This window comes from Paenibacillus sp. LBL, from assembly GCF_029893715.1.
GTDB lineage: Bacteria > Bacillota > Bacilli > Paenibacillales > Paenibacillaceae > Paenibacillus_AQ > Paenibacillus_AQ glucanolyticus.
Genome location: NZ_JARXYU010000003.1, coordinates 386,253 through 410,429, shown reverse-complemented (window position 1 = coordinate 410,429; position 24,177 = coordinate 386,253). Strand labels below are relative to the sequence as shown.

Genomic DNA, 24,177 nt, shown 5'->3' with positions numbered 1-24,177 from the left:
AAAACCTTGATATTTTAGTATAACATAACCCCGTTTGGCTCTAAAATTCAAGCATAACCATGCTAGGAAGGAAGTGTAGACCATGACCTGGACAATTTCAAATCCTGAGTTGTCACAGCAAGCCTTGCTGAATATGGAAAGTATTTTTGCACTCGGAAACGGTTACTTGGGTGTACGTGGCAACTTCGAAGAAGGCTACGGAGAGGACATGTCCACCATTCGCGGAACTTACCTGAATGCTTTCCACGACGTTATTGAAATCCCTTACGGCGAGAAACTGTTCGCCTTTCCCGATACACAGCAAAAACTCGTTAACCATATTGATGCCCAATCGGTCCTGATCTATTTAGGCGATGAGAAAGAACCCTTCCGTCTGGATCACGGCACGATTATTTCGTTTGAACGCCGCTTGTTTATGGACAAGGGATATTCCGAACGAATCGTGCATTGGAGATCGCCCGAAGACAAAGAGATTAAGCTGACCTTCCGCCGCCTGGTGTCCTTTACGCACCGTGAGCTGTTCGCCATCCATGTACGGATAGAGCCGGTCAATTACAACGGCCAGGTCCGCATCGTCTCTACGGTGAACGGCAAAGTGAAAAACTACACCAATCCCAATGATCCCCGGGTCGGCGCAGGACATGCGGAACGGATGACCGTCACCGAAACTGGCGTTAAGGGCAGCGATGCCTATGTCGTTGATGAAACGATGGCATCCAAGCTGCGTGCGGCTTGCGTTACCCGCCACCGCCTGGATGCCGATGCTGACGTTCAACTTGAAAATGGAGCCGGTGAAGTCACCTACACGGCTACCCTTTCATTGACCGGACCGATCGGCTTTACGAAATACAATCTGTATACCGACAGTCTTCGTCACGGGCAGGATATGATCGAGCGCGGGATTCAGCTGCAAGAGAGTTTGAAGGAGCTTTCCTTCGAGGATCTGCTTGCAGAGCAAACCGAATATTTAAATGACTATTGGAAGTCTGCGGATGTGGTGATTCAGAACGATGACCAGCTGCAGGAAGGCATCCGCTTCAACTTGTTCCAGCTGCTGCAGTCCGCAGGGCGGGACAAACACAGCAACATTTCCGCCAAAGGGCTCAGCGGCGAAGGATACGAAGGCCATTATTTCTGGGACACCGAAATTTACATGTTCCCGGTATTCCTGATGACGCAGCCGGACATCGCGCGCCAGCTGCTGCTGTACCGCTATTCCACACTGGAACAGGCGAGAGCGAGAGCTCGGGAAATGGGACACCGGCAAGGCGCTTTGTTCCCGTGGCGCACCATTTCCGGAACGGAGTGCTCCTCCTTTTTCCCTTCGGGCACGGCGCAGTATCATATCAGTGCAGATATCGCATACAGCTATATCCAGTACCATCTGGCCGAACAGGATCAGGATTTCCTCTTGTCTTACGGTGCCGAGGTACTGATCGAAACCGCCCGTCTCTGGGCCGATATCGGCCACTATTATAACGGGGCGTTCCATATTGATGAAGTTACCGGCCCGGATGAATATACCTGCTGCGTGAACAACAACTATTACACCAACGTCATGGCAAAACATAACTTGAAATGGGCTGCCAAGAGCTGCTCCATTCTGAAGTCCTATGATGCACATGGCTTCCAATCCCTGCGCGACCGGCTTGGCGTTACCGAGGATGAAATCTCGGCTTGGGCGAAAGCCGCGGAAGCTATGCTGCTCCCGTATGATGAAGCCCTTGGCATTAACCCGCAGGATGACACGTTCCTCCGCAAAGCGGTATGGGATTTCGAGAACACGCCGGAGGACAAATATCCGCTGCTGCTGAATTACCATCCGCTAACGATTTACCGTTATCAGGTGTGTAAGCAAGCCGACACGGTTTTAGCGCACTTCCTGCTGGAAGACGAGCAAAGCTATGAAACGATTCAGCGTTCGTACGACTACTATGAAGGCATTACGACACATGACTCGTCCCTGTCCTCCTGCATCTTCAGCATCATGGCTTCGAAGATTGGCAGCATGGACAAGGCTTACGAATACTTCATCGAGACGGCGCGCCTGGACCTGGACAATACGCACGGCAACACAAAGGACGGTCTGCATATGGCCAACATGGGCGGTACCTGGATGTCCATCGTATACGGCTTTGCCGGCATGCGTCTGAAGGAGAGCGGGCTCTCCCTCTCCCCCGCCATTCCGAAGGATTGGGAGAAGTACGCATTCCGCCTGAACTTCCGCGGCCGCCTCATCGGCGTATCCATCGAGAAGGACGGCGTGACCCTGGAGATTGTGGAAGGCGATGCCATCGAGATCAAGCTGTACAACGAGGCCGTTACACTTAAAGCCGGACAACCGGTGCAAAAATCACTCGCCAAGTAGCTCCGGGCAGGTACAGATCCACCAGATCCATCAGGTTAGGCTTACCGTGAGGAACCAGCTTCAGATAAGTGCATCATTGATCGTGCTCTCATTAGGAAATTAGCGATGATACTAGTACGATTGAATATATTTCAGTTGGTAAAAGGAGTTATTTGGACATGAGCATAGCGAAATCGCTGAAGGCTGTCATTTTTGACTTGGACGGCATCATTACCGATACAGCCGAGTATCATTATCAGGCCTGGAAGGCTACGGCAACCGAGCTGGGCATTCCCTTCACCCGAGAATTCAATGAGAATCTCAAAGGGGTATCCCGCATGGATTCCTTGATGCTGCTGTTAAGCCAGGCGGAGACGCCGGTCAACTATTCCGAAGGAGAGCTGGTGCAGCTGGCTGACCGCAAAAACAAGCTGTATGTCGAGCTGATCGAAACGATCACGCCAGCCGATCTGCTGCCGGGCGTCACCGAGTTCGTGGCAGACATTCGGGCGGCGGGTCTTAAGACCGCCATTGCGTCCGCCAGCAAGAACGCCATCGCTGTACTGACCCGGCTTGGCGTCATGGATCAGTTCGACGTCATCGTCGATGTAACCAAGCTTACGAACAACAAGCCCGACCCGGAAATCTTCCTGACCGCTGCCGCGCAGCTGGGCGTAGAGCCCGCTGACTGCATCGGGGTGGAAGATGCCGCGTCCGGCGTCGATGCCATCAAGGGTGCCGGCATGTTCGCCGTGGCAATCGGCAACGCTGCCCACTTCCCGCACGCGGATATCGTGCTGGACAGCACGTCACAGCTGAATTTCCGGGAACTGGCGCAGAAGTTCGAAGGTAAGTAGATCGATGTAGTGAAGGGGTGTTCCTTAGGTGGGACACCCCTTTTTGATGTGGCAGAGGTTGTTGCAGGGACGGGATACTTCCCCATGGTCGCTGCAATCGGGCTGGCGCGGGAGCCGCTCTTTGGCGACTCTTAGTCCCTTTTGGGGACTTGTTGGCGCGTAAGCCGCTCTTTGGAAAGTCCCTTTTGGGGACTTATTTGGCGCGTGCGAGCACCCATGCTGGGTAAGATTATCTCACAACGTCAGGATGCGCTATCCCTTTTTTTGCAACGATGCACCATCTTCGGTAGACTTGAGTTGATACTGATGCTGCTGATTACCATCCGGTATGTGGACCAGACCGACATATCGAGAACACCATAAAGGGGATTTTCCATGGAACAGGCTGTTTTGAATCAGGGTGCCGAGCGTTTCGGCAGAGGTTCTTATTCACTGCAATTGCTTGGAGGATTTGACCAAAATGTATTTGAATATATCGGTGAAGACGGGCTTCGCTTCATCATTAAATTCTTAGACGCGGCCAAGTACCGCAAAGCCTCGATCATCCGCGAGCTGACGTGGATGGCTTATCTCGCCGAGCATGGGCTAAACATAGCGTCGTCGATTCGTTCCGCCCAGGATCTCCTGATTGAAGAAATCATTCACGGCTCCAAACGATATTATGTCATTGCCTTTACGAAGGCTCCGGGCAGCCCTTTATCCGATTTGACATCGGATTTTGCTATGATCGAGCGTTGGGGACGCGGGATGGGAAGCATGCACAAACTCGGCAAGAAGGACTCCACATCCGCTTCGCTCGTACACCGCATGGCTTTTCCCCAATGGAATGATCATCTCATCTTTACGGATGCGTTCCCGGAGACTGCCGGTGAAAGGGTACATACTCAGTGGAGGCGATATCTTAAGGAGCTGGAGTCCCTCCCGCAAGATCAGGACAGCTACGGGATCGTTCATAATGACCTGCACCATAACAATTTTCATGTACATAACGGGGAGATTGTCTTTTTTGATTTCGGGGATGTTTCTTACCATTGGTTCGCATACGATATCGCCATTGCCATCTATCATGCGGTTCAGACAGTCCCTGAACACAGGAAGGCCGAATTTGTCGCCAGATTCTTCGATTCGTTCTTATCGGGCTATCTGAAAGAGAACACATTGAGTGCGGATTGGATTGAACGGATTCCATTTTTCATCGACTTCCGCAACCTGTATTCCTATGTCTACTTCTCCAAATTCGTGGACTGGAACGAGATGGATGAGTCTACTCGGAATTATCTTCTAGCCATGAAAGCCGATATAGAATCAGGCCAATCGGTAGTCAATCTGTCTATTTAATATAAAGAAGGAAGATTGCTCGCCATGAAACCAAAATCCAAACATCTCCGCCGGCTCGCATATGCAGGCCTGGGTTTGCTCCTCTCAGCCAGCCTTCTATACCTGCTGTTTCTTCGTCCCACACCCATCAAGGCGGGTGGATTCACATCCCTTACGGGCGAGAATACGATCATCTTCGAAGTCATCAACGAAGGATTCACCAAGGTGGAGCTGCTGGATGTGCGGGTGAACGATGGCCAGAAACCAGCCAAGGCGGAGCTCGGCGTCAGTTACTCCCTTCATCTGGTCGGCGGAGACGACCTTGATGAAGACACCCATATCGAATTCGTGGGTATTCAAGAGATGCCGCTCCAACCTGAACTCACAGCAGATGAGAAGTTAGCCGCACTTGATCAGGGAGCACGCATCCCGCTCAATTATGGTGTCCGTCTTTTTAATGATACGCCTATCACCCAGATTGAAGTGACGTATAAGTATTGGGGGATCACCTTTAAGCGGGAGGTGCCGATGGGGCGGTTTTTCAATAACGGTTCAAGCACCTAAATAAGAACAGGTTTTAGTTTACGGGAGTATCATATTGAGCGTAATATCGCTCTAACCGCTTTTGTTATCACTGTTATATCGCTTCCGTTATATCTTTAACCAAGCTCTTTGATATCGACAAGTATACTATGTTCACAGGACTCTCTTATACAACTAAATAAGCAAACCAAAGCCCCTATCCGTGTTGGATAGAGGCTGATGCAATTAAAGACCCCCTCTTGCAGTTCTATGTAGTTGATCATTATCTACGATACAATTTTAATCAGTCTATAAGCAAACAATATAACTACGGCAAGGCACAGAGTATACATCAGAAACTAGAATGTTTGACGTTCTCGTACGGTATAAGAACAAGGCGATTTTGACCTATCAACTTGTCGCTATCATCCGTGAGAAGGTATCACATCACCATTAAAGACACCAAAGGCTGAATTGAGTTGATGGCCGTGGAAATGACAATCACTATTTTTTAGGAGGCTTTCGTGAGCCTTCATCTAATAACTCTTTCAAATTTTCAAGTTCACCTTTTAATGTAGTTATTTCTGATTTCAAACCAGAATTTTTAATTACTTGGCTTACAATCAAATATATTATAAAATAATTGACTACTAATAATACTAAAATAAGCCCCAGCCCTTCTAATCCAACGACCTTATGGGATAAATCCATGAAAAACCATCTCCTTATTATTTAAGAAATAACATTTTTAAATTATTAAACTAAAGCTAAAATAATTCATGAATATTGATAAATAATACAACTTATTCATAACTTATCTTATCTTTGACTATCCCTAAATTAACTATTTCTGCCCCAGTATTACTGCGAACATCCTAATTGATCGGTTAGACAGGTTTATGATTACTCATACTCATTTGAATTATTATAAAAGTAAACACCTCCACCTTATTATTAAATAGCCCTCGGCATTCGCCGAGGCTTGAGGGACAAGGAATTCCTTGAACCACAATCGTTGCCAGCCTCCTATTTCCATAGGGGGATTTTTTATTTCAACCACAATTTAAATTAAAAAAATTTTTTTGAATGCTGCCAGCAGCCAGCATGACCTGCCGCTCTACCCCGGACTACAGCCAGCTTCCCGGTACGACGCTGTAAGTCTGGTCCTCAGTTCCATGGAATTTACGCAACGTTTCACCTTGGGCACAGTCGATAAGATGCTGCTCGATGCCGCTCATGACGCCGAAGCTATCTACGAATGGCTCGACCGACAGCACATCGAGCCGTTTATCGACCTCAATGTCCGAACGAAAAAGAATACTTCCACCGACTCCGAGATCCGGATCTCGCCAACAGGCGTACCGATTTGCCCGATTGGCAAAGATATGAAACCTAACGGCTACGACCATACCCAGAATCGCCAGAAATGGCGTTGCCCGCTTGTTTGTCGCGCTGAAAACTCTTGTCAGAAGCCTTGTTCCAACGCAAAGTACGGGCGAACGTACCACACTTTCTAGGCGGATCATCTGAGGCTTTTTCCCAAGACGAACCGACAGTCCGAAATGTGGAAGCTGACTTACAAACGCCGTACCTCGTCGAGCGTTCCAACAAGCGAGAGAAGATTGACTACAAGCTCGAAGCCGGTCGTCATCACTCAATCCTGATGTGCCAGCACATCGACGCTTGGTACGCGAGTCGGAAAGACGAACAGCAGGGCAACTTGCTCTCCATCGCCTCCTAACCAAAAAGCCCTTTTCAAAAATGACGGCATGCTCGGTTTGTTTGCCGTCCCCATTTTTGAAAGAGGATTTCAAATCCCGTTTTCCCAGCGGTCTATAGCGCACTTTGTGCTCCATTTGGTTCAAACTTCCGCTCTTACTTTGAGAGGCTATTTAAAGATTTTATTCTATTACTTTACCAGACTAGTCAGCGATTTCAATCCCAAGATGTACCATTACCTAAAAACAAAATCAACTATAGGTTATTTATTTCTTAATCAGAAATGAACATCACAAAAAAATCTAATCGAATTAGTGTGCATAACGTTAGTAATCCATACACATTTGGATCAAAAAAGAACTTCTCCCAATTCATTGGGAGAAGCTCTTTCATACAGCTCACCGATTACATATCAGAAGGAACACTCGTAATAGTAAAGGTATTTTCCCAAAACCATTCATCCCCAACATAACCACTGTAAGATATTGAGGCAGGACCTATAGCTATACTTGGTTGAACAACAGTCCATGGATGAGCATATCTAGCAATGAATTTTCCAGTAGTCCCCTTATAAGAGATGGGAATTCTAACTTCATTTGCGATATAGCCGGACATTGTTTCAAACAATTTGTTAGAAAGTGATATTTTAGTTGATGAACCATAAATACTTTCGGGATTAATAGTTAAATTATTATAGTAGTTACTTCCGTTAATAACTGATGTTAACCTACCTTCACTACTTACACTCGTAGAATGAGATTGCCAAGCATGTGCAAAAGTATCCGTATATGTAATTTTAGGATATCCGGACCAATCAAATGTATCAGTATATCTAAATTGAAACTCTGTTGCATTTGGGGATTTCCCTTGGTAAGATACGTGTCCTCTACCACTAAAAATACCATCCCTAGTACTTCCCATATTCGACAAAGGGGCTACTTCTATCTTTTTATTTAGTTCTTTACTAAGTCTTTCTGCTTCTTGTTGTCTTAAAGCTTCTATCTCTTCTCTGTTTTCATCTGTTACCAAATATCTTTTACCATCTGAAGAATTAAAATATTGAACAATATTAGTCTCAACTTCAACTTTTCGACCACCTGAAATAGCCATGTCCTGTTTCACAGAAGGATTCATTGTTTCGATCTCATCTAGAGTGTATCCCATTTCCTTGAGAATAACCTCTTGTTCTACCGATGTAAGTGCAGAATCCTTTGAACTGATAACAGGGTATACTCTTCCGTCTGCCTTTTTCTCTATAGATAGGTTTGAGTTAATATTAAGTACTTTAAGCGTTCTATCACTGTCGTCAGTAGTACTTTCCTCTGCGTTTACAACGGGAACCATAAGAAAGATAGTTGCAGTTAATATGCATAGAGTACTAGCAATTTTCTTCATGATCACATCTCCTCTATTTTTTATTTCACTCTAAGGAGTAATCTTGAGATTAATATTCCAGTAAATATTATATCTACCAAATATAGAGTGTATTAACATTATATAACAATATTTTATGTAAGGCAAGTATATTAATAAATTGATACTGGTGAAGTCTAATAAAAGTCTCAAGCTCGCTCGCTCTATTATAATTAACACCCGAAACCAACTAAAGTTATGGATATCCCCAAAATATTTATTCGGAGCTATCTCCCCTACCCAATCATATATTTTCTTTAATATTGTTTCAGAAACCTAAAAACAGCGCGCCATTAACTTCGCATTCGATACTGTTGACGATACTGCCTCGGTGAAGCATTCACCGTCCGCTTGAACACCTTCCCAAAATGGGAGAAGTTGCTAAATCCTGCACGCATGGCGATATCCGTAATGGAATCATCGCTTTCGCGCAGCAAGCGCTGCGCCTCCTTAACCCGAAGCAGATTCAGATAATCGCTGAAGGTAAAGCCCGTCGTTTGCTTAAACAGCCGGCTGAGATAGTGCGGGCTGATTCGGAACGCCTCCGCTACCTCGGGCAACGTAAAACCTTTCTGATAGTTGTCGTTCAGATAACGGACCACCGCTTGGGTCTTGGGATGAAGAATGGGCTCGGTATCGGCGGAACGCACCGTGCCCAGCTGCTGATTACGGTACGCGTACAGCAGCAATTCAACCGATCGGTGCCGCAGCAGCAAGCAGCTTCCGGCTTGGGGATGAACCATCTCGTCCACCATTTCGCTGACCATTCGCGCCATGGCTTCGCTTGCCGGTGAAGGAAGCCTCAGAATCGGAATATCCCAACCGAACGGCTCCTTCAATCCTTCGGCCAATTCAGGCGAAATGGCCAGCTCCGTGAACAGCTCCGGCCTGATATAGAGGACAACCCGATCATGATCCGGCCTGCCGCTGTCCAGCGTCTTGTGAACGGCATTCCGGTCAACGAATACGAGATCCCCGGCTCTGACCCGATAGGAGCGGTCCTTAATGAAGTATATGCGCTCGCCCGACAACAGGTAGTACAGCTCGTAATGATCATGAAGATGGTCAACCGTCATGGAGAAGTACCCGATGCGGCGGTCATATTCGATATCCAGATATCCGGCAGGATCATGGTAATCCGCTCGAAATGGCTTCGTCACATGGCTGTCCCCCTTTCCTTGGATTATAGCAAAATATGCGGCATTTGAAAGCGATTACGCATAAAATGCGGCGAAAGAAGTGTTCCCTTGTTATAGGCTAGAGCTATATTCAAGGAGGCGATAGAGATGAGTGACAAGAAACGCTATGTATTGGTCGGAACCGGCGGCCGCGCCGAGTTCTTTTACGGAGCCCTGGCCCAGAACTTCCGCGACAAATCCGAGCTTGCTGCCTTTTGCGATATAAACCAGACCCGCATGAATTACGCGAATCAGCTGCTGAGAGACAAATATGGATATGCCGAGGTTCCTACCTATCCTGCGGATCAGTTCGATCAGATGATTGAGAACGAGAAGCCGGACTTCGTCATTGTGACCAGCATCGACCGCACCCATCACAAGTACATCATTCGCGCGATGGAGCTTGGCTGCGACGTCGTGACCGAGAAGCCGATGACCGTCGATGAGGAGAAATGTCAAGCGATCCTGGATGCCGCCAAGCGGACCGGACAAAATATACGGGTAACCTTCAACTACCGTTATGCTCCGCACCATACCAAGGTTCGGGAGCTGATTATGAATGACGCCATCGGACAGGTGACTTCCGTCCACTTCGAATGGCTGCTGAACACCCGTCACGGCGCGGATTACTTCCGCCGCTGGCACCGGGACAAGCGAAACAGCGGGGGACTGCTCGTTCATAAATCGACCCATCACTTTGATTTAGTCAATTTCTGGATCGGCTCCCATCCTGAAACCGTTTTCGCATTCGGGGATCTCATGTATTATGGTAGAGAGAACGCGGAAGAACGGGGCGTAACCCAATTTTACAATCGGGCAACCGGCAATCCGATCGCCAAGGAAGACCCTTTTGCGCTCCATCTGGATTCCGATGACCACCTCAAAGCCATGTATTTGGATGCCGAGCCGGAGGATGGCTATCAGCGGGATCAAAGCGTATTCGGGGACGGCATCAACATCGAGGATACGATGGGCGTTCTTGTACGGTACCAGAACAAGGCCATTTTGACCTATTCCCTTGTCGCCTACCAGCCATGGGAAGGTTATCGCATCGCCATCAACGGCACCAAAGGCCGGATCGAGATGACTATTGTGGAGCAATCCTACGTGAACTCGCTGGGTGACAAGAATCTGGAAGGCGCGTTAATCGGTAAAACGCTGCGGGTGCTCCCGACGTTTGATGCCCCGTACGAGGTTCATGTAGAAGAGCAAGAAGGCGGGCATGGGGGAGGCGACCCGGTTCTCCTGAACGATCTGTTCGGGGAGCCCGTGGAGGATCCATACGCCCGCGCTGCGAACCATATTGATGGAGCAAGATCCATACTAACAGGAATTGCAGCCAACCGCGCCATCGCTACCGGCATGCCTGTACGAATCAGCAACCTGGTTCGTTTCTAAGCAGTACAAGGCTGCTTCAAGCAAATTCTCTTAAGCAAAGGCTGCGTCATTCACGCAGTCTTTTTTTCTATTTCCAAGGGCAGCCTTGAAGTCCATTCGGTAAGGAGGGAAAATGATGTTCTTCTCATTAAAAAGCCGTCTGATCGCCTTTATCGTTGTCCTGTTCGTCCTCTCTTTCGGCACGCTCTCCTTCCTGCTCTTTAGAGAATCGCGAACCGTAATCCGCTCCTACATTGAATCCTCGGCCCTGGAGAAGATGGAGGAATACGGCTCGTACGTGGACATGGTCCAAATGCAGATTTACGATGTCGCCTCCCTGGTCTTCAACAGCGACATGGCCAAGAACTGGGATAACGCCATACGCGACCCGAGCCTTCCCGAAGGGGAGAAAATGCTTGCTAATCTCGCGATGAGCCGATTCCTGACCCAGGCCACCAACAGCTATACCAGCATCTCCGACGTTTCCGTCTACCGGCGGAACGGGCTTCGCATCGGCAGCGAGAACCAAGTCGCGAATGACCCCGCCTTTATGCAAGAATCGTGGTACAGAAACTTCTTCACGTCCGGGGACCACTGGCTGGCTGCCCATACGGATCAGCATGAACGCGTAAGGGATCACGGCAATCCGGTTGTCAGCCTGCTGATGCCTCTCGGTACCTTCCATCATGCGACGGCACAGAACGTGATGAAGGTGAACGTCAGCGAATCCTATTTTCTGGAGCCGCTCAGCCGCATCCATTTGGCCAAGAATAGCACGATTTTTCTGCTTAATGAACAGGGAAGCCCTATTCTCTCCCAGCAGGCGCATGAGCTTGGTGCTCGGGCTATAGCGGAAATCGACCGTATTCGAAACGGCCCGATCAAATCAGGAGTTGTCTATCTGACCAACGATGAGGGGCAGCGAGACATTCTGGTACACAAAAAGCTGGGGCGTACCGGCTGGATGCTGGCAGGTCTGGCACCGGAAAAGGAGTTATATTCCTCTCTTCACAAACTTCAGAGCACGATCTTGGTAGTTACGGTTGTCCTGATTCTGGTCTCCCTGTTTGCCGCAGCATGGCTCTCCTATGGCGTCACCAAGCCTTTAACGCGACTGGTTCTGGCCATGAGGCAGGTGCAGCGGGGCGCTTTCGATCAGGCGGATTCCCTTCTGCCTCCCGACAAAAACGTAAAAAGCGAGGTCAGTTACGTCATCTCGACCTTCCGCTACATGGTCAGCCGCCTGCGGCAGCATATCCAGAATGAATTCGAGCTGAAGCTGCTCCGCCAGCAAGCGGAATACAAAGCCCTGCTCATGCAGATTAATCCCCACTTCATGTTCAATACCTTGGAGCTGGTAAGCAGTCTGGCCATGCAGCGCCGGACGGAGGATACCGTCCAGGTCATCGAGGACCTTGGCAAAATGATGCGATTCTCCATGAATACGAGCGACGATCGGGTCCCGCTTGAGGAAGAGCTGGCTTATGTCCGGCACTATATCTCCATTCTGCAAACCCGCTTCGGTCATAAACTCGGCATCTCCATCACGGAGGAGGGCAAGCTGGATTCACTGGTCATGATCAAGTTCATTCTTCAACCGCTGATCGAGAATGCCGTCAAATACAGCTTCCAGCATCAGACCACGGCACAGGTGGATATCCGGATCAGCAGAGTGGATAACCGCCTGCATTTCAGCATTGCGGACAATGGCCCCGGCATGCCGTCCGAGATCATCCGCAAGCTGCAGGACCCCATGGCAGCTTCTCAGCTAGAGCCGATCCTGCGGAGCGAGAGCTGGCACATCGGACTCGGCAACGTGATTGCACGCTGCCGCCTGCATTACGGTGCCTTGTTTGCCGTCCATATCCGGAATGGAGTTCAAGCGGGCACATGCATCGAACTGATTCTACCGGTACAGGAGGAATATCATGTACAACGTATTGATCGCTGACGATGAGATCGAAGTCCGGGAAGGGCTGAAGCTGAAGGTGGATTGGGAGGGCATGGGCTTTGCCATTTCGGGGGAGGCCGCAAACGGCGTAGAAGCCGAAGCGCTCTTGCGAGCAGAACGCTTTGACCTGCTCATAACCGACATGAATATGCCCGTTATGGACGGAGTCCGTCTGCTGGATACTTGCCGAAGCCACAATCCTTCCATCCAGATCATCATCATAACCGGATACGAGGATTTCCAATACGCCAGAGCCGGCGTCCGCAGCCAAGCCATGGATTATTTGCTGAAGCCCGTAACCCGGGAGGATCTGAGAACAGCACTGACCAAAATCAAAGCGGAATTGGATAAGAACCGCAAGGTACGGGACGATTCGGAAATGATGCAGTGGCGTCTCTCCCAGTATTACAAGGAAATGAAGGAACGCTTCCTGCTGGATCTCGTGCGAGGCAACCGGCTTCCGGCTTCCTCGCTGCCGGAACGGATTCGGCTGTTCCACCTGGAATCATGGCAGGATCACAGGGTCTGCTTCGTAGCCGCAGGCATGAGGGAGTCCAGCATACAGCATACTCCCAAAGGGCGCGCGCCAGAGCAGCTTCACCTGCCGTTCGAGATGGTCTGCCATGAAATCGCCCAGTCTTATCCCGGCAGCATCCAGGTATTTCATGACGCAGCCCATCCCGGAATCATGTTCTTCATTACGCTTGACGGCGTTCAGCACGAATTCACACGCAAGCTCGCGGAAGATGCGGCTTCCTATTTAACCATGGATGTGCAGGTCGGGCTGGGACTTCCCGTATCGGGACTTGAACGCTGGAAAGAAGGGTATATTCATTCGCTCTTGGCGTGGAATCTGGCAGAGCGTCAAAAGGAACAGGACCGCACGCCCGTAACAGACCACAGTCCATTACTCCCGGAGGAAACCAATCGAACACTGCACCGCTGTCTGATTCGGGGCGAGCTGGATTCCTTTCGCAGCGTCATCCGGAAGGAGCTTGCCGAGGCATACCAGCTCTCTCCTTCCCGCTTGGTCCGGAGCCTTTTTCAAATTTCGCTGCTGATGGAGTCCGCCGCCGCTGACTTCATGGGGTATTCTCAGGGAAGGGAGCCTCACTGGATTTCGCCGGAATGGGTGCTGTGGATGGAGACTCCCGAGCAGGCAGAGCGTTTGCTGATGCAGTGGGCGCAAGATTTTGTGGATCAGCAGCAGGTCTCTGAGGGCGGGGAAGCTACTCTGATCGAGTCAGCCAAACGGTATATCGAGGAGAATTATATGCAGGAATTAACGCTGACCTCGTTAGCTGAACAATACAACTACCACCCTACCTACTTCTCGGAAATGTTCAAGGAAGGTGCAGGCATATCCTTTATTCACTATGTTACGGAAGTCCGTATGAAACACGCCGTACGCCTGTTGAAGGAAACCACCTTAACCGTATGGGATATTGCAGAGCTCGCCGGCTTCTCATCTCCCGGCTATTTCAGCTCCAAGTTCAAAAAAATGTTCAACATAAGCCCATCCGAGTTCCGATTATCGCAATCCGAAAAAATCGAACATGATGATCCGAAGAAATGAGATTCCGGCCCCTCCCCTTCCCCGGTATGATGAGTTTACCAGAAGTAACGCCGCCTCAATTGTAAGCGGCTTCACATCTCAGGGTAACCGCCCATTCTCATCCATCTGAAGGGAGGCATAACATGAGAAAGCTGTCCAAGCCCTTATACGGCCAGCAGAATAAGACAGCCTACTTGTTTCTTCTGCCTTGGCTCATCGGCTTCTTCTGTCTGACGCTGGGGCCGATGATTGCATCACTGTACTTATCCATGACGAAATTCAACCTGTTGTCATCGCCGACTTGGACGGGACTCAGCAACTATGTCCAGATCTTTACCGAAGACGATACCTTCCTAAGATCCTTGTGGCTAACGTTCTACTATGTGTTCTTGTCCGTGCCGCTGAGGCTTGCATTCGCGCTGCTGGTGGCGATGGCGCTGAACAAGGGCATTCGCGGACTCGGCATTTACCGAACCGTGTATTACATCCCTTCCCTATTGGGGGGAAGCGTGGCCATTGCCATTGTCTGGCGTCAAATCTTCGATGGCAGCGGACTGGTCAATCAGTTCCTGAGCTGCTTCGGCATCACGGGGCCATCCTGGATTGCCCATCCCGACTATGTAGTCTATACGATCATCACCCTGTCCGTCTGGCAGTTCGGGTCGGCCATGGTCATCTTCCTTGCCGGTCTGAAACAGATTCCTGCCGATTTATACGAAGCCTCGGGCGTAGATGGTGCAGGAAAGCTCCGTCAGTTCTTCGGCATCACACTCCCGATGCTGTCACCGGTCATCTTTTTCAACCTGATCATGAGCATGATCAATTCCTTCCAAGCCTTCACGCCAGCTTATGTTATCGGGGACGGCCGGGGAGGACCGCTCGACGCCACGATGTTCTACACCTTGTATCTGTATCTGAAGGGCTTCTCGTTCTTTGATATGGGATACGCCTCAGCCTTGGCATGGATCATGCTGGTCATCATCGGGGTGTTCACCGCAATTGTCTTTCTCACATCGAAGTTCTGGGTGTTCTACGGGGACAACCAGGAAGGGAGGTAATGGATATGCCACTCAAGAGACAACTGGTTCAAGCCGGCAGGCATGCTGCCATTATCCCCCTCGGACTGGCGATGCTCTATCCGGTGTTATGGCTAATTCTGAGCTCGTTCAAACCAAATCAACTCATCTTTACCGACAGCAGCCTTATCCCGACAGCCTTTACGCTGGATCATTATGTGAACGGCTGGAAAGGGCTGCAGGGCATCTCCTTCGGCAGGTTCTTCAGCAACTCCCTGCTGATCTCGGCACTGAGCGTCATCGGAAATGTCATCTCCTGCTCACTCGCGGCCTACGCGTTCTCCAGGCTGAAATTCAAGTTTAAGAGCCTGTGGTTCAGCATCATGCTGGTGACGATTATGCTACCTTACCATGTGACACTGGTGCCCCAGTACATTCTGTATAACGAGCTGCAGTGGATTAATACGTATTTCCCGCTCATTCTGCCCAAGTGGCTGGCGCAGGACTCCTTCTTCATTCTGCTGATGGTTCAGTTTATCCGGGGAATTCCGCGGGAATTGGACGAGAGTGCCACCATCGACGGCTGCGGACAGCCGCAGATCTTTTTTAGAATCGTAGTGCCGCTGCTTGTTCCCGCGCTCATTACAACAGCCATCTTCACGTTTATCTGGAGCTGGGATGATTTCTTCAGCCAGATGATTTATCTGAGCAAAATTGATCTGTTCACCGTACAGCTGGGAATTCGGTCCCTGTTCGATCCATCGGGACAATCGGATTGGGGGGCGCTGCTCGCCATGTCCACGCTGTCGCTGCTGCCTGTGACCATCATCTTTCTTGTGTTTCAGCGGTATTTTCTCGAGGGCATTGCCACAACGGGCCTGAAGTAGTCACGCGCTGTCTGTTCTGTTCGTGAGCATGAAGCACATTTCAAATTATATTTAAACCGGGGGGATTAACTATGTTAAAACGATTTATGGTGGGTATGCTGGCAGGACTCATGTTGTTCGTAACAGCCTGTTCCGGAACGGATCATACCGGTGCTGGCGGAGATACGGATAACGGAGCCGCGGAGAGCGGCCAGGTTGAACTGCGCATGATGTGGTGGGGCGACCAGAAACGGGCAGATATTACGAACGAAGCGCTTAAGGTGTTTCAGGAGAAACATCCGAATATTAAAATTATGGGTGAATTCTCACCCTCCTCAGGATATTTTGACAAGCTGAATACGCAGCTGGCATCCGGCACGGCACCGGATATCTTCTTCTTAGGCGGGAATGTGGTCGACTATGCCAAAAAGAATGTCCTTCTGGATCTGGATCCGTATGTTGGCAGTGAATTGAATCTGGACGGAATGGATCCCACCATGGTTGAGTATGGCCGTCTCGACGGGAAGCTGCAGCATATTTCAGCCGGTGCGAATGCCCGGGGCATTGTCATCAATCAGGCACTGTTCGAGAAGGCCGGAATCCCTTTGCCGGAGCCGAATTGGAACTGGGAGGATTACGCAGCTGTCAGCAAGGAGCTGTCTGACAAGCTGGGTGATGGCATTTTTGGAACGTACAACTTCACCGTCGATGGCATGGACATCTATCTGAAGCAGCGCGGCAAACAGCTGTATAATATGGAAAATGGAACTCTGGGCTTTGCCAAAGAAGACATCCAGGAATGGTTCCAATATTGGGAGGAGACGTCTTCAGCAGGTGGTGTGGTCACACCTGAAATGCAGGTATCCAATCCGCATGACGACACTAGTAAATCGCTGCTGATTACAGGCAAGGCCGCCATGAGCCTCCTTCCTTCCAACCAGCTGGCTGCTTTCCAGAGCCTGACGGAGGACCCGCTGATCCTCCATCCGGTACCGCGGGGTCCCAAGGGTACGGGTGTTGTATTCGAATCCAGCCAGGGATTGTCCGGTTATGCGAATACCAAGCATCCCAAGGAAGTCGCTATCCTGATGGATTTCTGGATCAATGATCCACAAGCCGCCAAAATTCTCGGCAGCGACCGGGGCGTTCCAGTAACGGAAGCCAACCGCAATCTACTGCAGGAGGAAGCCGGTCCGGTGGAGGAAATTGTATACCAATACACAAGTCTCGTATCTGAGGCTACAAAATCAGAACCTTTTGACGTGAGTTACAATCCTCCGGGATTTGCTGAATTCTCCAAGCTGGCGCAAACGACAAGCCAGGAAATCGGCTTCGGCCGGAAGAGCGTCGAGCAAGCCGTTGCGGACTTCTACAATGGCACCGTTCGAATCTTTGAATCGAATCAATAAACAAGGCTCTACAAGGAGGCGGACATGACCGAAGTTATGCTGGACCGTCTGCGCGGGATCTCGATACAGGATCAGGTGCAGACGGTTAAACCGGAAGATCAGAATTTGTTGCGAGAATGGCAGGAGTCAGGCGTACGATTTGCCGCATCGGGCGGACGGCTGGAGGCTTCATATTATACGGCGCTGGAGAAGCTGCTTCCCTGCATCGTGCCGATGGCTGGCAGCGAGCCTATTCTGCAGGAAGGCGGGATTTATCTTGGCTGCTGGCTGGAGAGCACCGGCACCATCAATGCGGAGCTGCTCTCGCGCTTGATTCCTTCTGTCTCGAAATCGACCTATCTCGCCTTTGCGGCTCACCAAAGAGAGGACGGTTTGCTGCCTTACAAATTAACGGAGAACGGTCCCTCCTTCCGGCAGATTCAGCTGGTTACACCGCTGGCACGCAGTGTATGGAACCATTACCAGCTCCACGGCAAGGACCGCGACTTTCTGAAGACCATGTACAAAGCCATGGCGCATTATGACGAATGGATTGCAAGCTTCCGCAATACCCGGGAGACCGGCTGCGTAGAGGCCTTCAGCACCTTCGACACCGGACATGATTTATCACCCAGGTTCTGGCTTGTTCCGGATACACCCTATATGAATGATGCCGCAGCCTATCACCCGGATTCTCCGGTCCTGCCTTTCCTGGCACCGGATTTGACCGCCAACATCTACTGCCAGCGCATATATTTGGCCCGCATGGCCGAAGAGCTTGGTGGATCCGGAGCTGATTGGAGAGCGAAAGCCGAGTCCAGCCTCGAGAGTCTCTTCCGTTACTGTTACGACGAAGAAGATATGTTCTTCTACGACCGGGACCGGAATGACGAGCTGGTCAGAGTCCAGTCCGATGTGCTGCTGCGCGTGATGGCCTGCGAGGTTGGGGACCGTGAATGGTTCGACAAGCTGCTGCGCCGGTATTTGCTGAATACGAGCAAATTTTTCGCCAAATATCCGTTTACATCTATGGCGATGGACGATCCCAGATTCGATCCGTTCTCCTCCTACAACAGCTGGGGCGGGTCGTCCAACTTCCTGAGCCTGATTCGCGCTCCGCATGCGTTTGAATATCACCACCGCTATGTCGAATTGACGTGGGTACTGCATCCGATCCTGTCTGCGCTGTCCAAGGCAAAGCGCTTTGCACAAGCGTTAAGTCCCTGGACCGGAGAGGAAGGTTTTACCGAGACGTATTCCCCTTCCATCCTGTGTCTGCTTGATTATGTGGAACGGTTGTGCGGGATTATGCCGGTCGGGTCGGACCAATTATGGTTTACCGGTCTTCTCCCCGTCGACATGGATCATGGCGAGGAAGTTGCAGGCAACACGGCCTACAGCCGCACGGTGAATGGGCTGCATTACGAATTGGTAAATACAGCAGATCGTATAACGATATACCGGGAAGGCAGCGTTCATATTGAAGGACCGGCCGGAATTCGGCTGGTTACCGATCGAAGCGGACACCTGGAAGGCGTCATTGGAATGAGTGTGCGCACCATCGAGGGCGAGCTCATCTATCAAGGCAATTCCCTTCCGATCCGGATCAAAGGAAATGAAATGCAGCGATATCGAGGCGGAGGCTTGAAAACAGAGAGGGATATCGGCATTATCTGTCCCTCCTATCGTTAATGATTTCAGGAGGTGCCTGAACAGCATGAACACTCAGGATATTCAGCTGCGGGATCCTTATATCCTGCCTGATTCCAAGCACAAGAAATACTACATGTACGGCAGTACCGACAAAAATATATGGAGGGAAGGAAACGGCTTCGATGCCTATATAAGCGAAGATCTTCGGCATTGGGAAGGCCCTTGTACGCTCTTCCACAAGCCCGATAATTTCTTCGCGGAGGTGAACTTCTGGGCACCCGAGGTGTACGAATATCATGGCCGTTATATCATGTTTGCCACCTTTCGCAGGAAGGATAATGATCTGCTGGGCACTGCGGTGCTGTCAGCGGAGCAGCCGACAGGGCCCTTTGCTCTCCATAGCAGCGGTCCTGTGACACCGGCGGATTGGAGTTCTTTGGACGGCACGCTGTATATCGATGAGGAGAACCAGCCGTGGATGGTGTTCTGCCATGAATGGCAGCAGGTTGGCGACGGCGAGGTCTGTGCCATGCGCCTAAGCCCGGATTTATCCGAATCCGTATCGGAACCGGTGATCTTATTCCGTGCCTCTGAGGCGGCGTGGACCACACCGTTTCATTCGCAGCGCTTTCCCGGGACCGGAAACTATGTGACGGACGGTCCCTTTCTATTCCGGACAGCACCCGGCAGCCTGCTGATGCTGTGGGCCAGCTTTGTCGACGGCCGCTACGCGCTCGGCATTGCCAAATCCCCATCCGGCAGCTTGACGGGTCCCTGGCTTCAAGAGCCGGAACCCTTATATTCCAGCGACGGCGGGCACGGGATGGTGTTTCGCACGTGGGAGGGGCAGCTGATGCTGGCGGTACATACCCCGAATCGGACGCCGGAGGAACGTCCGATCTTTATCCCTGTAGTTGAAGACGGAGACAGCCTTAAGGTAAGTCCGATGGATCGGCAAACCGGTTAAAGCACTGGAGTGAATAAAAAAACAAGAGCCGCTCTTATTTTTATGAAAAAGTTGTTGCTGCCCTGCTTATCATGATCATCGCTTTACTATCGGATATGACAAAAAGAGAAGCCGCACTTCCACGGCTTCCCTCTGTTCATCCTATTACAGCTTCACAATCTTACCCGTCTCTTGCGATTCGAATGCGCCCAGGATGACGTTCAAGGAACGCAGCCCTTCCTCACCGGAAATGCTAGGAGGCGTGTTTGTTAGAATGGATTCCACGAACGCGTCGATGACGCCGCTCGGCACCTGCTTCTCATTCGTTGCCATGGCACCAACCTTGTAAGTCTCGATCGTACCATCTGTCAGCTCGACGTTAACCTCGTCACCATGAACGGCACCGATCTTCATCACGCCTTTCTCGCACCAGAGGACCGTTCCGTTATCACCGGATCTGTAATGCGTCCAGCTTGCCATCAGCGTGCCGACTGCGCCACTCTTCATGCGAACGATGCAGGTTGCATTGTCGTCCACGTCCGTTCCCTCTTTGTGGACTGTTCCAATAAAGCCGGCAACTTCTGCGATTTCATCGTTCAGCAAGTAACGGATAAAGTCGGATTTGTGAACGCCAAGGTCACCCATAGCACCCATAACGGCTTCTTCCTTACGGAAGAACCAGCTGTCGCGACCGTCCAGGCTCCAGCTCTCTGGACCCCCATGGCCAAAGGAAGTACGGAACGTAAGCACCTTACCGAGCTTGCCGGAATCCAGGATTTCCTTAGCTTTTACGTGTGGAGGCATTAAACGTTGATTGTGGCCTACCATCAGGTAAACCCCATTCTTGCGTGCTGCCTCGATCATTTGCTCTCCTTCTTCCGTTGTTGTAGCCATCGGCTTCTCAACCAGTACATGAAGGCCAGCATTCGCTGCTGCAATACTCATTGGAGCATGCAGATAGTTCGGCGTACATACGCTAACGGCATCAAGCTTCTCATTCTTAAGCAGTTCTTGGTAGTCGGTATAAGCTTTGCCGCCATACTGGGCAGCCATCTCTTCGGCACGTTCCTTTACCGGATCGGCAAAAGCAACCAGCTCCACATTAGCATTGTTCGCGTATTCAGGAATATGTCTGCGCTGGGCGATGGCGCCGCAGCCAAACACAGCCACTTTAATTTTGCTCATTGAAAGTCTCCTTTTTGCACATAGATTAAAATTGGTTCAGGTAGTTCTGCTTCAACCAGTTCATACTGTTCTCCACGCTTTGCAGCGGTGGATTCTGACACACGTCCTGCTCCACGATCAGCCATTCCGTGCCTGCATCCGATGCAGCTTGAATGACACCCGGCAGGTTCACAGAGCCTTGGCTCAGCTCCAGCGTCTTCATGTTGCCCTCAGCGTCTTTGCTGAAATCCTTCAGGTGAAGCAGTGGCAGGCGTCCCGCATATTTCGGAATGTAAGCCAGCGGATCTTGTCCGGCAAACTGTACCCAGCATACGTCCATCTCCACTTGTACGGCTTCCGGTGTTGTCGCGGAATACATCGCATCAAATACGAATTCGCCGTCAACCTCCGCTTCGAATTCAAACGCATGGTTATGGTAACCAAAGATCAGTCCTTGCTTGCGTGCTTCAGCTCCTACTTCTTCCAGGAAGGAGAAGAGGTTCTTCCAATCCTCAGCATCTTTACGATCTTCTTCAGCTACATAAGGGCACATCATATATTTAGCGCCAATGGTTTTCAGGTAATCTATTTCCTTCTGCAGGTCTGCACGAAGAAGATGCAGGCCCACGTGGCTCCCAATCGCCTTAAGGCCGAGCTCTTGAAGAAGCGTTTTCATTTCCTCGGCCGGAATGTCTCCGTAACCTGCGAACTCCACGCCTTCATAACCCAATTCAGCCACTTTGCGAAGCGTACCGCGGAAATCCTGAGCCGTTTCATCGCGCAGCGTATACAATTGCAAACCAATGTTCATTCTTCTCATTATAGCGCACCTCGATTCCAAAAATGAGTTACTGCTCTATCTGCTACTATCATACATGCAAATAGGCTAAAATGAACATAAACAATATTGCTGCAACATGAACTATCTGCTTGCATTTTTACTGGGGGTTTTAACCATGATGGAGGCAAGACTGCTAATCTGCGACTATTCCTACCACTTCCAGCAGTTCAGCAACAGCCACCGGGGCGGCTTGACGACCTATCTGTTTCGTCTCCAAACCGAGGGGTCCTGTGAAATATACTGCAACGGCATCGAGCACCACGTGCAAGGGGGCGATCTGCTGCTGCTGAAACCCGGCGATGAATACGAGCTGCGGATCAACGATGACGGCGAGGATGGCCGCGTATCCAGCGGAGATTATTATATATTTTGCGATGGGTCATGGATCGATGATTGGTGGAACCGGATCCATCGGCCAGTTGTCAGCCATGTCGGGCTCGACGATCAGCTGCTGGGTCTGTGGAGACAGATGCTGCTGGAGAAGCGGCGCGGACTTGAGGGGGAGACCGGGGAGCTGACGGATTATTTGCTGCGCAGCCTCTGCCTGTGTCTGGACCGTGCCATTACCGAGATCAAGCCAACGGATCGGCTTGCCTTCACCGCTCTTCGGCTGAAGCGATTCGTGGAGGAACATGCCACGATCACCTTCAAGCTGGAGGAAGCCGCTTCTCATGTCGGGCTCAGCTTATCCCGGGCCGTTAAACTGTTCAAGGAGTATTACGGAAAAACAATGATTCAGTACGCCTTGGAGATCAGGCTGAACGCAGCCGTCGAGCGCATGAAATACAGCACCATGACGCTGGAGGAGATCGCGGAAACCTGCGGCTTCGCAAGCTATTCCTATTTTCACAGAGTATTCCGTGCCACATACGGCATGTCCCCGGTCAAATACCGGGAAACGGCAACCGTACCGGCAAGGCCGGGGCAAGAGAAAGCCCCGCGGTAATTTTTTCTCTACATTATAAGAAGCAGCCTGCGCGTACCCGGAAAGGTGGAGCAGGCTGCTCCAGACTACAGATGCTATTAATAACTCGATATACTCTCCAGTACCCCACATTATAAAAGTAGAGATAAGGGATATTATACCATGCTTCGACAGGTTGAATAGGTAATTTGAACTAATTGGTGCTGCCGTTCTACTCGGGGAAATCCGGTATAGCGCTGGCTTAAAAAATATCAACACCGAGACTCTGTAGAACCGTTACGGCATCTTCGACAGGCAGCTTCGGAAGCTTAAACTCATGATCGATCACCTCTCGAAGCTCGCTGAGGTCCGATAAAACGCGCTTTTCAACCCTCCCGTCTTCATGCCGGATACTCAGTATATTATTGATTAGGGACAGCGACCGTTCTTGCTCCAATTGCCAGAGCTGACAGCGTAATATAGAGGTGAAGAGATCGTTAGGCTTAAAGTACTCCCTAATAGCAGGCTGAAAATCATCGAATTGATAGGTTTTTCGGGTATCGAAGGACCATACCAGATCTGTAAGCAGCTGGCCGTCCACATACCTGTAGTACGTGTACGTTCCCGGCTCGTCTCCCGGACGCAATCTCACTTCAATTCCAGCATATTGGGAAACCTGATCAGGATAAGTCTCCAACCGAACGGGTTCGAAAAACGGAGCAGCGTTCCCGCAGTCCACATACACTTCTTCTTGCCCATCAGGGTTCCGAACAAGCAGTCCGACATGCCCCTCGCCCAGCAGCGTATAACGAGTTGGAAATCCGAGCTGGTTCAGCAGCTGATGGAGACTGCTGTTGATCATATAACAAGTGCCTCCCGCATTCAGCTGCATCAGCTGATCGACAAACCTCTTCTCGTCTTGCTCCAGTCTGCCTTGCTGGTGATACTCATGATACCGCAGCAGCGTGCTAATATTCTCGAAAGGAATCCTATTATGATGCGCAGTGCAAATCTCGGTTAAATACGCCAGCGAAGCCTCCTTGAATGGAACCCGAATATACTGCAAATAATTGGCGGCCCATTCAGGTAAGTGTACTTGTTCCGTCACTATCGTTCACTCTCCCTTATCGAATGCTGTTGGTATACTCTTTATTTTAAACGAT

20 protein-coding genes are annotated in these 24,177 nt (G+C 50.4%); 13 read left to right on the top strand and 7 right to left on the bottom strand.

What is annotated here, in order from left to right:
- The first annotated feature begins 82 nt into the window (after nucleotides 1-82).
- The 4 genes from M2277_RS10170 to M2277_RS10155 all read left to right on the top strand — a co-directional run bounded on the left by M2277_RS10170 (nucleotide 83) and on the right by M2277_RS10155 (nucleotide 5,085).
- The gene (locus tag M2277_RS10170; RefSeq protein WP_076151220.1) at nucleotides 83-2,368 is read left to right on the top strand and encodes a glycoside hydrolase family 65 protein; all 2,286 of its coding nucleotides are present in this window, start codon (nucleotides 83-85) and stop codon (nucleotides 2,366-2,368) included.
- A gap of 158 nt (nucleotides 2,369-2,526) precedes the next feature.
- Nucleotides 2,527-3,204 (top strand): beta-phosphoglucomutase, encoded by a 678-nt coding sequence (pgmB, locus tag M2277_RS10165; protein WP_280754699.1) that lies wholly within the window; start codon nucleotides 2,527-2,529, stop codon nucleotides 3,202-3,204.
- Between the two features lie 375 nt (nucleotides 3,205-3,579).
- Nucleotides 3,580-4,542 carry a phosphotransferase enzyme family protein gene (locus M2277_RS10160; RefSeq protein WP_152824915.1) on the top strand — a complete coding sequence of 321 codons (963 nt, stop codon included), beginning with the start codon at nucleotides 3,580-3,582 and terminating at the stop codon, nucleotides 4,540-4,542.
- Nucleotides 4,543-4,566: 24 nt separating this feature from the next.
- Nucleotides 4,567-5,085, top strand: coding sequence for a hypothetical protein (locus M2277_RS10155; RefSeq protein ID WP_280754698.1), 519 nt, complete (start codon nucleotides 4,567-4,569; stop codon nucleotides 5,083-5,085).
- Between the two features lie 462 nt (nucleotides 5,086-5,547).
- On the opposite strand, the gene M2277_RS10150 is transcribed toward M2277_RS10155, so the two are convergent.
- From M2277_RS10150 to M2277_RS10135, 4 genes are all read right to left on the bottom strand, one after another.
- Nucleotides 5,548-5,754, bottom strand: coding sequence for a hypothetical protein (locus M2277_RS10150; protein ID WP_152824919.1), 207 nt, complete (start codon nucleotides 5,752-5,754; stop codon nucleotides 5,548-5,550).
- 416 nt (nucleotides 5,755-6,170) lie between these two features.
- Nucleotides 6,171-6,452, bottom strand: a complete 282-nt coding sequence (locus tag M2277_RS10145; protein ID WP_194166070.1) for a hypothetical protein — start codon at nucleotides 6,450-6,452, stop codon at nucleotides 6,171-6,173.
- A gap of 715 nt (nucleotides 6,453-7,167) precedes the next feature.
- The gene (locus tag M2277_RS10140; RefSeq protein WP_280754697.1) at nucleotides 7,168-8,157 is read right to left on the bottom strand and encodes a hypothetical protein; all 990 of its coding nucleotides are present in this window, start codon (nucleotides 8,155-8,157) and stop codon (nucleotides 7,168-7,170) included.
- Between the two features lie 311 nt (nucleotides 8,158-8,468).
- Entirely contained in the window at nucleotides 8,469-9,335 is an 867-nt protein-coding gene (locus M2277_RS10135; protein WP_280754696.1) for a helix-turn-helix domain-containing protein, read from the bottom strand.
- Between the two features lie 126 nt (nucleotides 9,336-9,461).
- Between M2277_RS10135 and M2277_RS10130 the strand changes: the two genes are divergently transcribed.
- From M2277_RS10130 to M2277_RS10095, 8 genes are all read left to right on the top strand, one after another.
- A complete protein-coding gene (locus M2277_RS10130; RefSeq protein ID WP_006207834.1) occupies nucleotides 9,462-10,751 on the top strand; it encodes a Gfo/Idh/MocA family oxidoreductase in 1,290 nt (429 codons plus the stop codon).
- Between the two features lie 115 nt (nucleotides 10,752-10,866).
- A complete protein-coding gene (locus M2277_RS10125; RefSeq protein WP_348537775.1) occupies nucleotides 10,867-12,681 on the top strand; it encodes a cache domain-containing sensor histidine kinase in 1,815 nt (604 codons plus the stop codon).
- Nucleotides 12,659-14,257 carry a response regulator gene (locus M2277_RS10120; RefSeq protein ID WP_063478420.1) on the top strand — a complete coding sequence of 533 codons (1,599 nt, stop codon included), beginning with the start codon at nucleotides 12,659-12,661 and terminating at the stop codon, nucleotides 14,255-14,257. The genes M2277_RS10125 and M2277_RS10120 overlap by 23 nt, the downstream gene beginning before the upstream one ends.
- A 122-nt stretch (nucleotides 14,258-14,379) precedes the next feature.
- Nucleotides 14,380-15,294 (top strand): carbohydrate ABC transporter permease, encoded by a 915-nt coding sequence (locus M2277_RS10115; RefSeq protein ID WP_152824923.1) that lies wholly within the window; start codon nucleotides 14,380-14,382, stop codon nucleotides 15,292-15,294.
- A 5-nt stretch (nucleotides 15,295-15,299) separates the two neighbouring features.
- A complete protein-coding gene (locus M2277_RS10110) occupies nucleotides 15,300-16,139 on the top strand; it encodes a carbohydrate ABC transporter permease (RefSeq protein WP_280754694.1) in 840 nt (279 codons plus the stop codon).
- Nucleotides 16,140-16,210: 71 nt separating this feature from the next.
- Nucleotides 16,211-17,527 (top strand): ABC transporter substrate-binding protein, encoded by a 1,317-nt coding sequence (locus tag M2277_RS10105; protein WP_076151227.1) that lies wholly within the window; start codon nucleotides 16,211-16,213, stop codon nucleotides 17,525-17,527.
- Nucleotides 17,528-17,551: 24 nt separating this feature from the next.
- On the top strand, nucleotides 17,552-19,198 hold the full coding sequence (locus M2277_RS10100) for an MGH1-like glycoside hydrolase domain-containing protein (protein ID WP_280754693.1): 1,647 nt from the start codon (nucleotides 17,552-17,554) through the stop codon (nucleotides 19,196-19,198).
- A gap of 25 nt (nucleotides 19,199-19,223) precedes the next feature.
- Nucleotides 19,224-20,126, top strand: coding sequence for a glycoside hydrolase family 43 protein (locus M2277_RS10095; protein WP_152824925.1), 903 nt, complete (start codon nucleotides 19,224-19,226; stop codon nucleotides 20,124-20,126).
- 144 nt (nucleotides 20,127-20,270) lie between these two features.
- On the opposite strand, the gene M2277_RS10090 is transcribed toward M2277_RS10095, so the two are convergent.
- Together M2277_RS10090 and M2277_RS10085 are read right to left on the bottom strand one after the other, a co-directional pair.
- On the bottom strand, nucleotides 20,271-21,290 hold the full coding sequence (locus M2277_RS10090) for a Gfo/Idh/MocA family protein (protein WP_152824927.1): 1,020 nt from the start codon (nucleotides 21,288-21,290) through the stop codon (nucleotides 20,271-20,273).
- Between the two features lie 25 nt (nucleotides 21,291-21,315).
- Nucleotides 21,316-22,089 carry a sugar phosphate isomerase/epimerase family protein gene (locus M2277_RS10085; protein ID WP_006207825.1) on the bottom strand — a complete coding sequence of 258 codons (774 nt, stop codon included), beginning with the start codon at nucleotides 22,087-22,089 and terminating at the stop codon, nucleotides 21,316-21,318.
- A 139-nt stretch (nucleotides 22,090-22,228) separates the two neighbouring features.
- Here M2277_RS10085 and M2277_RS10080 point away from each other — a divergent pair, with 139 nt between their 5' ends.
- Nucleotides 22,229-23,056: a helix-turn-helix domain-containing protein gene (locus tag M2277_RS10080; RefSeq protein ID WP_036644140.1), complete on the top strand. Its 828-nt coding sequence runs from the start codon at nucleotides 22,229-22,231 to the stop codon at nucleotides 23,054-23,056.
- A 220-nt stretch (nucleotides 23,057-23,276) separates the two neighbouring features.
- Here the strand turns inward: M2277_RS10080 and M2277_RS10075 are convergent, their stop codons facing one another.
- A complete protein-coding gene (locus tag M2277_RS10075; RefSeq protein WP_076151230.1) occupies nucleotides 23,277-24,122 on the bottom strand; it encodes an arylamine N-acetyltransferase in 846 nt (281 codons plus the stop codon).
- Nucleotides 24,123-24,177: the final 55 nt, after the last annotated feature.